The organism is Fibrisoma montanum (assembly GCF_003583365.1).
In the GTDB taxonomy this organism is placed as follows: domain Bacteria; phylum Bacteroidota; class Bacteroidia; order Cytophagales; family Spirosomataceae; genus Fibrisoma; species Fibrisoma montanum.
On the sequence record NZ_QXED01000002.1, the window covers coordinates 299,477 to 310,511 of the forward strand.

The 11,035-nt window shown below is 54.1% G+C and carries 5 protein-coding genes; 4 read left to right on the top strand and 1 reads right to left on the bottom strand.

The features are described from left to right. The first annotated feature begins 46 nt into the window (after positions 1-46). The 4 genes from DYU11_RS07085 to DYU11_RS07100 all read left to right on the top strand — a co-directional run bounded on the left by DYU11_RS07085 (position 47) and on the right by DYU11_RS07100 (position 7,139). Positions 47-1,600 carry a sulfatase family protein gene (locus tag DYU11_RS07085; RefSeq protein WP_119666962.1) on the top strand — a complete coding sequence of 518 codons (1,554 nt, stop codon included), beginning with the start codon at positions 47-49 and terminating at the stop codon, positions 1,598-1,600. A 300-nt stretch (positions 1,601-1,900) separates the two neighbouring features. Next, positions 1,901-3,940 carry a M3 family metallopeptidase gene (locus tag DYU11_RS07090; RefSeq protein WP_119667489.1) on the top strand — a complete coding sequence of 680 codons (2,040 nt, stop codon included), beginning with the start codon at positions 1,901-1,903 and terminating at the stop codon, positions 3,938-3,940. Between the two features lie 214 nt (positions 3,941-4,154). Beyond that, positions 4,155-6,452, top strand: a complete 2,298-nt coding sequence (locus DYU11_RS07095; protein WP_119666963.1) for a PQQ-dependent sugar dehydrogenase — start codon at positions 4,155-4,157, stop codon at positions 6,450-6,452. 177 nt (positions 6,453-6,629) lie between these two features. Further along, positions 6,630-7,139 carry a DUF4494 domain-containing protein gene (locus DYU11_RS07100; protein ID WP_119666964.1) on the top strand — a complete coding sequence of 170 codons (510 nt, stop codon included), beginning with the start codon at positions 6,630-6,632 and terminating at the stop codon, positions 7,137-7,139. 57 nt (positions 7,140-7,196) lie between these two features. Here DYU11_RS07100 and DYU11_RS07105 read toward each other — a convergent pair whose 3' ends face one another. Beyond that, complete coding sequence (locus DYU11_RS07105) at positions 7,197-10,850, bottom strand: VCBS repeat-containing protein (protein WP_119666965.1); 3,654 nt, start codon at positions 10,848-10,850, stop codon at positions 7,197-7,199. Positions 10,851-11,035 lie beyond the last annotated feature (185 nt).

The window sequence follows — 11,035 nt, forward strand, 5'->3', positions numbered from 1 at the left end:
CCAGCGTGCAATTGGCTGCCATTGTGTTTACCTGATTAGCCTGCTTATGATTCGGTATTGTCTTCTTTCTCTTTTACTCTCCTTTGCGGTGGGGAGCTGGGCGCAACAGAACCAGCCAGCGCCGAAACCGCTGCCCAAACTGGCCCGACCAAGCGTGGCCCGACCGAACGCGGCCCGACCAAGCGTGGCCCGACCCCGCAACGTTATTTTTATCCTGTCGGACGATCACCGGTACGACTTCATGAGCTTCATGAAACCGGCTATTGCGCCCTGGCTGGAAACGCCGAATCTGGATCGTATCCGGCGCGAAGGAGCGCATTGCCCGAAGGCGTTCGTGACAACCGCCCTGTGTTCGCCCAGCCGGGCCAGCATTCTGACAGGTATGTTTTCGCACCAGCATACAGTGGTTGATAACGTAGCCCCCGAGCCGCCCACGCTGACGTATTTTCCGCAGTATTTGCAGCAGGCTGGTTACCAGACAGCCTTCCTGGGCAAGTGGCACATGGGCGATGAAGACGACCGGCCCCGGAAAGGGTTCAATCACTGGGTGAGTTTTCGGGGGCAGGGCGTGTACTATAACCCCGTCCTGAACGTAGATGGCAAACAGGTCGAACACCGCGACAGTGCCTACATCGCCGATGTACTAACCGACTATGCGCTGAATTTTCTGAATCGACGCGATAAAGACAAGCCCTTTTTTATGTACCTGTCGCACAAATCGGTACACCACCAGTTCCAGCCTTCGCGTACGGACCGGAACCGGTTTGCCCAGTCGCCGATACAGTACCCGGCCTCGTTTTATCAGACCGATCCGCGCAACCAGAATCCGGAAACCAAAGAAAGCGGGGTACCGCACTGGGTCAGGCGGCAGCGTTACAGCTGGCACGGCGTTGATTACCTCTACCACGGCTCCACTACGTTCGATTCGTTCGTGCGCGACTACTGTGAAACCCTGCGGAGCATGGATACCAGTATTGGCCGGGTGTTGAAATACCTCGATGATAACGGCCTGGCCGACAATACGCTGGTAATCTACATGGGCGACAACGGCTTCATGTTCGGCGAACACGGCCTGATCGATAAGCGGACCGCCTACGAAGAATCCATGCGGGTGCCGTTTCTGGTACGTTGTCCGGCGCTGATCAAAGCCGGCACCACCGTGCCGCAGATGATTCAGAACGTGGACGTAGCACCGACCATTCTGGAACTGGCCGGGCTGCAGAAAGCCCCGCAGATGGTGGGACGCTCCATCATGCCCCTGTTGCAGGGGCAGTCGGTGCCGGACTGGCGGGATAAGATTTTCTACGAGTATTACTGGGAGTATGATTTTCCGCATACGCCCACGGTCCACGCCGTCCGTACCGATCGCTACAAATACGTTCGTTACCACGGCATCTGGGATACCAACGAGTTTTTCGATCTGGAAAAGGACCCGAACGAGATGAATAATCTCATCAAAGACCCGCAGCACCAGACTACCATCAAGGAAATGGCCGGTCAGATTTACGACTGGCTCGAACGTACCGGTGGCATGGAAATCCCTCTGAAACGTACGGTCAAACCGCGTTTCGGCGATCACGAAAATAAAAATACGTACTAGACAAAGCCGGCGCTGCTTAGCCGGCTGCTGAGATAGGCCTCACGGGCGCGAACTGACCGGATGCTGCTGCAACTGCAAGGCATTCAGTGGGTTCGCGCCTGTTTTTTAGGCTCCACTTATCCCTGTCATAGGCCATTCGTGCAAATAAGGGTTGTATGATTTGTCATTGTTTCGTAATTTTCTGGGAAACTGATTTAACAAAATCGTATGTTATCATTTCGACAAATCATCTTGACAGCTTCGGCAGTGGCAGCGCTGGTTCAGGCCGCCTATGCCCAGCCTTCGCCAGATAAAGCGAAAATGAACGAGAATCCTTTTTTACAGCCGTACACGACACCTCACCAGACGGCTCCGTTCGACAAAGTAAAGAACGAATACTACCTGCCTGCCCTCAAGGAAGGACTGGTACAGGGCCGTAAGGACGTCGACGCGATCGTCAACAACACGGCCAAGCCAACCTTTGATAACACGATCGTGGCCCTCGAACGGAGTGGCGATCTGCTGGGTAAGGTAGCCTCGGTGCTGTTTAACCTGAACAGCGCTGAAACTACCCCCGATCTTCAGAAAATTGTTCGGGAAGCGTCGCCCCTGCTGACCGAATTCGGCAACGACGTAACCCTGAACGAGAAGTTGTTCAAGCGGGTGAAAGCGGTATACGACCAGCGGGCCTCCCTAAAACTGGATACAGAAAGCAAAATGTTGCTGGAAAAAACCTACAAGCGGTTTGCCCGGAACGGTGCTAATCTGGACGAAAAAGGAAAAGAACGGCTGCGGGCTATCGACAAGGAACTGGCCCAGCTCTCGCTGCAGTTCGGCGAAAACGTCCTGAACGAAACCAATGAGTTCACAATGGAAGTAACCGACGAGAAAGACCTCGCCGGGCTGCCGGAGTTTGCCCGCGAAGCGGCTAAGGCTACGGCCAAGCAGAAAGGCAAGGAAGGCTGGGTATTCACCCTTCAGGCGCCGAGCTACGGACCGTTCATGCAGTACGCCGACAACCGCGAACTGCGGAAGAAACTGTTCCTGGCCTATAACTCACGGGGCTTTCAGGGCAATAAGAACGATAACCAGGAGATCATCAAGAAGATCGTGAATCTGCGTTATGAGCGGGCTAACCTGCTGGGCTACAAAACCCACGCCGACTTCGTACTGGAGGAAAGCATGGCCGGTTCAAAGGACAAAGTGCAGAGCTTCCTGACCGAACTGGTGTCGTATGCACGCCCGGCGGCCGAAAAGCAATACGCTGAACTGACCACCTACGCCAAAGCGCACGGTTTCCAGGGCGACAAACTGGAGCAGTGGGACAACAGCTATTACGCCGAAAAGCTGAAGAAAGAGAAGTATTCGCTCGATGACGAGATGCTGAAGCCGTACTTCAAGCTGGAGAACGTACTGGATGGCGTGTTCACCGTAGCTAATAAGCTGTACGGCCTGACTTTCAAAGAAAACAAGAGTATTCCGGTATACAACCCGGAAGTGAAGGCCTACGAAGTATTTGACAAAGACGGTAAGTTCCTGGCCGTGTTCTACGGCGACTACTTCCCGCGCCCGGGCAAGCGGGCCGGTGCCTGGATGAACGACGTTCAGGGCCAGAAGGTCGAGAACGGCGTTAACATCCGTCCGCACATCGTGAATGTCTGCAACTTTACGCGGCCGACCGACACCAAGCCCTCGCTGCTGACCTTTGGCGAAGTGACCACGCTCTTCCACGAGTTCGGTCATGGCCTGCACGGTATGCTCGCCAACGGAAAATACGAGAGCCTGAGCGGGACGAGCGTAACCCGCGACTTTGTGGAGTTACCGTCGCAGGTGATGGAAAACTGGTGCTACGACCCCGAAGCCCTGAAGCTGTTTGCCAAGCACTACCAGACCGGCGAAGTGATTCCGGCCGAGCTGATCGAAAAAATCCGCGCCAGCCAGAACTTCATGGCCGGCGTAGCGAACCTGCGTCAGTTGCGTTTTGGTCTGGTCGATATGTACTGGCACAGCCAGCAGCCGACCAATGAGTCGGTGACGGAGGTAGAAAGCAAAATCGATTCGCTGGTGAATCTGTATCCGCCGGTGAAGGGGATTGCCTTCAGCCCCGCCTTCTCGCACATCTTCGCGGGTGGCTATTCGGCTGGTTACTACAGCTACAAGTGGTCGGAAGTGCTGGATGCTGATGCGTTTGAGTTCTTCAAGGAAAAAGGCGGCCTGAACAACCGTGAGGTGGCCGATAACTTCCGCAAAAACGTACTGGAAAAAGGCGGTACCGAGAAGCCGATGGAGCTCTATAAGAAATTCCGGGGACGTGAACCATCACCGAAAGCGATGCTGCGCCGAAGCGGCCTGATTCTATAAAGCGGTTGCGTTCAAAAAAACACTGAGCCACTCCCACTGGGGGTGGCTCAGTTAGTTTATAGACCTGGAATAGTCACTTAATGTTTATGAAGTCAATAGGTTTGCTATGGATAACTATATATTAAATAATTAATAGACAAAAAACTTCGATATAAATAGGTACGTATCTATATTTATTACAAAGTAATCATGCTTTTAATTATAAAAACCAGGTATGGAAAATAACTACAACGTTAGAAAAGGTCTGTTCTCTGCGAAGCTCCGCCACGCTGCTCTCTGCGTACTGAGTCAGTTATTGCTGTTATGGGTATCGACCAACCGGGCACAGGCCCAAACGTATCCAGCTAATTTTAGCCAGGTACTGGTTGCCAGTGGCATCAATCAGCCGACGGTGGTGGTGCCTGCGCCGGATGGACGCATGTTTGTTGCGGAGCAGACGGGGGCTTTGCGCGTTATCAAAAACGGGACGCTGCTGCCCACTCCCTTTCTTCAGTTAACTGTCAATTCAGAAGGTGAACGTGGTTTGCTGGGTATTGCGTTTGACCCAAATTTCGCGTCTAACCAATACCTCTATCTGTACTACACAACATCGGTCGGCACAATCCACAACCGAGTAAGCCGGTTCACCGCTCAGGCCAATGGCGATCAGGTGGTGCCTGGCAGTGAAACCGTGCTGCTGGATATGGAACGGCTGGAAGCGGCCAACCACAATGGCGGGGGGATTGCTTTTGGCGCCGACGGAAAGCTGTACATCTGCGTTGGTGAAAACTCGAAGCCCGATAGCGCACAAACCCTGACCAATCACTTGGGCAAAGTCCTTCGCATCAATTCGGACGGATCGATACCGGCCGACAATCCCTTTGCGAATGCACCGCTCGACGTGACCAGACGCATCTGGGCGTATGGCCTGCGTAACCCCTATAATATTGCCGTTCAGCCCGGTACAGGACGGATTTTCGTTAATGACGTGGGGCAGGATAGCTGGGAAGAAATCAATGACGCTACGGTCGGGGGCCGCAACTTTGGCTGGCCACTGGCCGAGGGTCCCAGTGCTAACCAGAACTTCGTTAACCCGGTGCATGCGTATCCGCACTCGAATAATGTAGAAATTGGCTGTTCAATCACGGGTGGTACGTTCTTTAATCCTGCCACAACCAATTACCCGGCCGTATACATCGGGAAGTACTTTTACCAGGATTTCTGCCGGCCCTTCATCAACCTGATTGACGTGGCAGGTGACCAATCGGCGTTTGCCAACAGTATTCCTCCATACGGGGTTAGCATGGCCACCGGCCCCGATGGTAATCTGTATTTTCTGAGCCGGGGAGATGGGGCCCTGTATAAGATTGTGTACACTGGTCCGAACGAACCTGAACCCCCAACCGATTTTGCAATCACCGGCGTTACGCTGAACAGCTGTAATGAGGTATCGCCCGGCCTGCGTGCGTTGACGTTTACGCCACAATACACCGGCCAGTCTGGCCGACCCATTACGTTCCGGGTGGTCAATGAGTCGCTGCCTACCACAAATCCTGGTCCGTATACCATAAACCTTTATACCGATAATCCATCCATCCAGCTGAGGGCGCGGCAGGATGGTGTACCGGGCGAGGTTGGTTTTACGTACAACTGGCTGGCGGCCTGTAACGGTAGTGAGCCGGGGCCGGGTAACGTTGCGCCCGTTGTGGCGACTAGCATCGGGGCGCAATCGGGCCAGGTTGGTCAGCCTTTTTCGTTCATACTACCGGCCAATACGTTCAGTGATCCCAATGGCGACGCGCTGACGCTGTCGGTGACCGGCTTACCGGCCGGGCTCAACTTTGTCTCACCGAATACAATCAGCGGAACACCGGGTGCGCCGGGTGTATCAACAGTTACGGTAACGGCCACCGATCCGGGCAGCTTGTCGGTCAGTACGCAGTTCACGCTGACGGTTAATCCGGGTTCGACCAATCCGCCATCGGGTTTTGCGATCACCGGAGTGACCCTTAACGGCTGCGAAAGTCTATCGGCTGGTGAGCGCAGGCTGACGTTTACCCCTCAGTACAGCGGACTAAATGGCCAGCCTGTCAGCTTTTCGGTTGTTAATGAGATGCTGCCCACTACCTCGCCGGGACCGTACTCCATCCGACTTTATACCGACAACCCCACGATTGTGCTGAAGGCCCAGCAGGCTGGCTCACCTGGTGAAGCCAGCTTCTCTTACAACTGGTTAAGTGGTTGTGCTGGTGGTGCACGCCGGATGGCCGAACGGGCCGAGACGCTGTCGGTACGGGTGCTGGGCAACCCTGTATCGTCAGAAACCGTCGATGTGGAGGTACGGGGTGTGGCCGGTCAGCGGGTGCAGGTCAAGGCGCTGGACAGCCGCGGTCAGGTTGTCGGGCAGGCGAGTGTACATCAGGTCGGAACGGTTGAGCGAGTTACCGTACCACTGGGCCGCCCGGCGGGTATGTATCTATTGCGGGTCAATACGTCGACGGAGCAGCGAACACTGAAGGTGTTGAAGAATTAAGTTGACAATACGGTTCAAAACGACTGGATTTCTGCCTGTTTGCGGGCGGGAATCCAGTCGTTATTTTTTATATGTAATACTCAGTATATCAGATAGTTATTCTGTAAGTAATATTAATTATTAATTGCACGTTTATGGTCTTATTTTTGTTTTCTTATTAGACAAATCAAGCAAAAAATGCCAAACTGGTTTCTCGGAAAAATTCGCTATCAGCAACCTATCGATGACTCGAACGTTGGGACGCGAAACGAAGAATTTATCAAGCAAAAGACCGTTACGGAAGCTTACCTGATCGACGCCGTGTCGTATACGGATGCCGAAACGCGACTGTATCAGAACATCGCGGCTAATACGCCCGACTTCGAAATCACCAATATCAATCGGATGAAACTGGCCGATGTGTTTCATATTGAGGACGGGGGCGAAACCTGGTACAAAGTAAAGGCGGTTTTCACAATAGAAGACCTGAAGACAGGTAAGGAAAAGAAGTCGCCGAGCGTGATGCTGGTCAATGCCGAAACCGTTAAACAGGCGTATGATCGCGTAGAAGAGGGGCTTCGCACGGCCCTCGATCCGTTCGAAATTACGGACGTTAACCTGACGAAGATTCTGGATATTTTCCCCTATACGGAAGAAGAACAGCGAAATCTTCGGCCAGTGGCCGAAGTGGCCGCTCCGGCAGAGTAACAAAAAAGCCCTTGATCAAGGGCTTTTTTGTTACTGCACACGTATGCCTGTGAGGAACTACTGCGCAGCCATTTGATGATTTCCGGCCACTACCCGTTTCCGTCCCCGCGAATCAATGATTTCGACCGACTTCACCGTGGGCCCAACCGTGAGCTGGCGGGCCGACTGCGACAGAAACGAGTTCCCATAACAGAATTCAACTTTCTGCTTTTTCTGATCGCCGTACACCAATAGGGCGGCTACGTCGGTAGGTTGCAGACGAATAACCCGGTCTGGTTGGTTCTCGCGGAAAAGGCAGAGCCGCCCCCGATTTTGTGTTGCTACCAGGAGTGTTTGTCCCTGCGCGTTGGTAAGTTGAGCCAGCCCTTTGGCATTACCCGGTACGTAGAAGCCGCTGGCCGCGATGGATTGTGGTGTAAAGCCGCCCTGCCCGTTACCTTTCAGCCACAAGCCGTTCAGGGCGTCGTAGCGGCCCATCAGGACTTCCCCGCTGTAGTCGTTACCGACCAGCACAACATCCAGGTTACCATCGTGGTCGACATCGTCGGCCACCATGCCGAAGATAGGCGCCAGCTGAGCCTGAGTAGGCAGCGGATGCAGCGCGAAGGTGCCATCGCCCCGGTTTTCGACGTAGGCCGACTGCAGGTAGTTGGCTTCCAGCACCAGGGCTTTCTCGCGCTCTTCGGGTTTCAGCAGTTTGTCAATGCTGGCCTGCGTAAAGTCTTTGTACAACGGAAAACGCGCCCGCATCGAAATCATCTGCTTGATGAGGTCGTCGCGGCCGTGGAAAGTGAACTCCCGGCGCTGCCCGTTCTCGTCGGGGATGAAGATGGTCGGTATGGCGTCGTAAAACCCGTTGTTGTCAAAGTCGCCGGCGTATAACCGGACGGGTTCGCGATCACTGGCCCGCATCCGGGCGTTAAGGCCAAGGTTGCCGGCTATGTAATCCATATCGCCGTCGCGGTCGAAATCGCCGGCTACCAGTGAGGTCCACCAGCCTTTAGCATTGGCGAATGAGGGAATGGGTGAATGAGTGAATTGGTTGCCACCATTATTTTTAAAGATAGTCAGCGGCATGAACTCTCCGGCCAGCATCAGATCGGGCCAGCCGTCGTTGTCGTAGTCGGTCCAGAGGGCATCGCAGACCAGACCAAGGTTGTCCAGGCCGGGCGCTACGGCTTTTGTCACGTCGGTGAACTTCGGCTGTCCTGGTTTGGAGTCGTTGCGGAAAATGAAACTGGATACGGGTTTCGGATAATGGTCCGGCTCCACGCGACCGCCCACAAACAGGTCCAGATCGCCATCCCGGTCAAAATCCATGGCTTTTACGCACGACTTACTGGTCGTATTGGCGGGCAACGCCGACTGGGCCAGGGTAAAGCCGCCCCGACCGTCGTTGAGGTACAGGCGATCCTGAAACGTCGGCGTGTTGGCGTTGCCTTCTACGCTGCCGCTGGCGACGTAGAGGTCCAGATCGCCATCCAGATCAGCGTCGAAGAGTACTGTACCCATGTCTTCTTCGGTTTTGCCCGGATTTGCCAGTTGTGCGTTCGGCACCGATGCGTAGGGGGAGAAAGGCGCGTTTGCCGGGCCGGGCAGCAGGTCTTTCTGCACAAATTTGCCCTGGGCGGTTTGCAGGAAAAAAGCGCCTTTGCGAAGCCGTGAACCGCCAACGAAGATATCATCCAGCCTGTCGCCGTTGACATCGCCGACTGACACGGCCGGGCCAAACTGCGACAGTTTGTGGGGCAGCAGTTTCTGGACGTTGAAGTCGATGTACTCCGGCTCTTCGTGCGTGTAGGCAATCGACAGCGAATCCGTTATTTCCGTAAAAGGGGGTGTGGCAGGCTCTGTTGACCGGGTCGGCGTTTCGCGGGCGTTACGTACGTCGACCGACAATACCTGATTGGTCTTGACATTCCGGAACGTTTGCTGGCGAGCCGGCTCAGCACCGTGGGCGGGCCATATAACGCGTACTTCATCAATGGTGGCTACGTCGCCCAGACCAAAGTGAGCCACCGGTTCAACCGTCGAGAGGTAGCCGCGGTAGGGGCTGTGCTCGTAGACCTGGCGCTGTAACTCGGTGCCTCTTTTGTACCGGATGGCAACGGTCGCGCCCAGACCCATTCGGTTCTGCGCCGGGCCGGTGAATGAAATCCGCAGATAATTTCCCGGTTTGTTCCTGTCGCCGATCAGGTTGTTGCGGTACACGAAGGCCGAGTCGTTGATGTTGTTGACCACGTAGTCCAGATCGCCGTCGTTGTCCAGGTCGCCGTATGCTGCGCCATTTGAAAACGAGGGGGTATCCATGCCCCATTCCTTCGTTACGTCTTCAAACGTCAGATCACCCTGCCTGTTCCGAAAGGCGTAGTTGCTGATTTTGATGACCGGAATCTGCTCCAGCATGAACGACTTGGTCGACACCGACGAACTCTGCGCCCGGAACGACACGAAATCACGGTCCGTAATGTCCTTTGGAAACCCGTTGGTAATGAGCAGATCGCGGTAACCGTCGTTGTCCATATCGACGAGATTGGGTGCCCAGCTCCAATCGGTCTCGGCTACGTCGGCCAGCAGGCTTATCTCGCTGAACACCGGCTGTTTGGTTTGCGGATTGATGCCCTGATTCAGTTGGAGCGTATTCCGGACGTACTGATAACCGTAGCCGTACTGCTCGTTGTTGAGGTAGTTCTGGTAGTTATTAGGCCCGATGAGCATCTTCTTTCGGTAGTTGTCGCGGGGCAGCATATCGACTGCTACGACATCGGGCAGGCCATCGTTATTGATATCGGCAATGTCGTTGCCCATGGCCGAACTGCTCGTATGTTTGAAATACCGGCCCGACTGCTCCGAAAACGTACCGTCATGGTTGTTGATGTACAGCAGGTCGTCCGTCAGGTAATCGTTCGTGACGTAAATATCCCGCCAGCCGTCGTGGTTAATATCGGTGATGTTGATGCCAAGGCCATAGCCTTCGTGCAGAATACCGGCCTGTTTCGATACGTCGGTGAAAACAGGGTGACCACGTTTCGCATCAAAGTCGTTCCGGTACAGCCGGTCGGTGGTAGGAGAGGAGCCGTCGTTAACCTTGTCGCGGTACGCGTTAGGATAGCTTTCGATGGTGTTGGTCAGAACGTACAGGTCCAGGTCGCCATCGTTGTCATAATCGAGAAAAGCCGAGTTGGTCGAATGGCTGTCGTCGGCAACACCGTACTCGCGGGCCATCTCCCTGAACACGGGTATGCCCTGCCGAACGCCCTGATTGATGTAGAGCAGGTTCTCGCGCCGGCGGGCTACTTTGCTCACCGTTGCGCTGACGTATATATCCAACCGTCCGTCGTTGTTGATATCAACGAGCGATACGCCCGCGCACCACTTCCCATCACCGCCAACGCCGGCCTGTTTGGTAACGTCGTCGAATTGAAGATCCCCTTTATTAATGAATAGTCGATTGGCCACCTGATTGCCGGTAAAGAACACATCGGCCAGCCCGTCGTTGTTAAAATCACCGATGGCCGTTCCCCCGCCGTTGTAGATATACTCAAAATCAAGAATGTTCATCGTATCATTGTCGACAATACGATTGGCGAACGTAATACCGGTTTGCTCGGCAGGAAGCTGCGTGAACAGGGTAGCGTTCAGGAACTGGCATGAGTTACTGAGCCAGCCGGTTGCGCTAATGAAGACAAGAAGGGTAAAGCGTCGGAACATCACTTTATGACATAAAAAAAAGCTAAAATACAACATATTGCCCAGATAGTCTTCAATTGAGTAAACACCCTGAAGAAATACTCAAAGAATGGCTAATCTGACTGTGGAATCGTTTGCATAGGTATAAACCATCGGTTGGCCATTTTCCCGGAAATGTTAAAAAATAATAAGTTTGTTACTTAAAA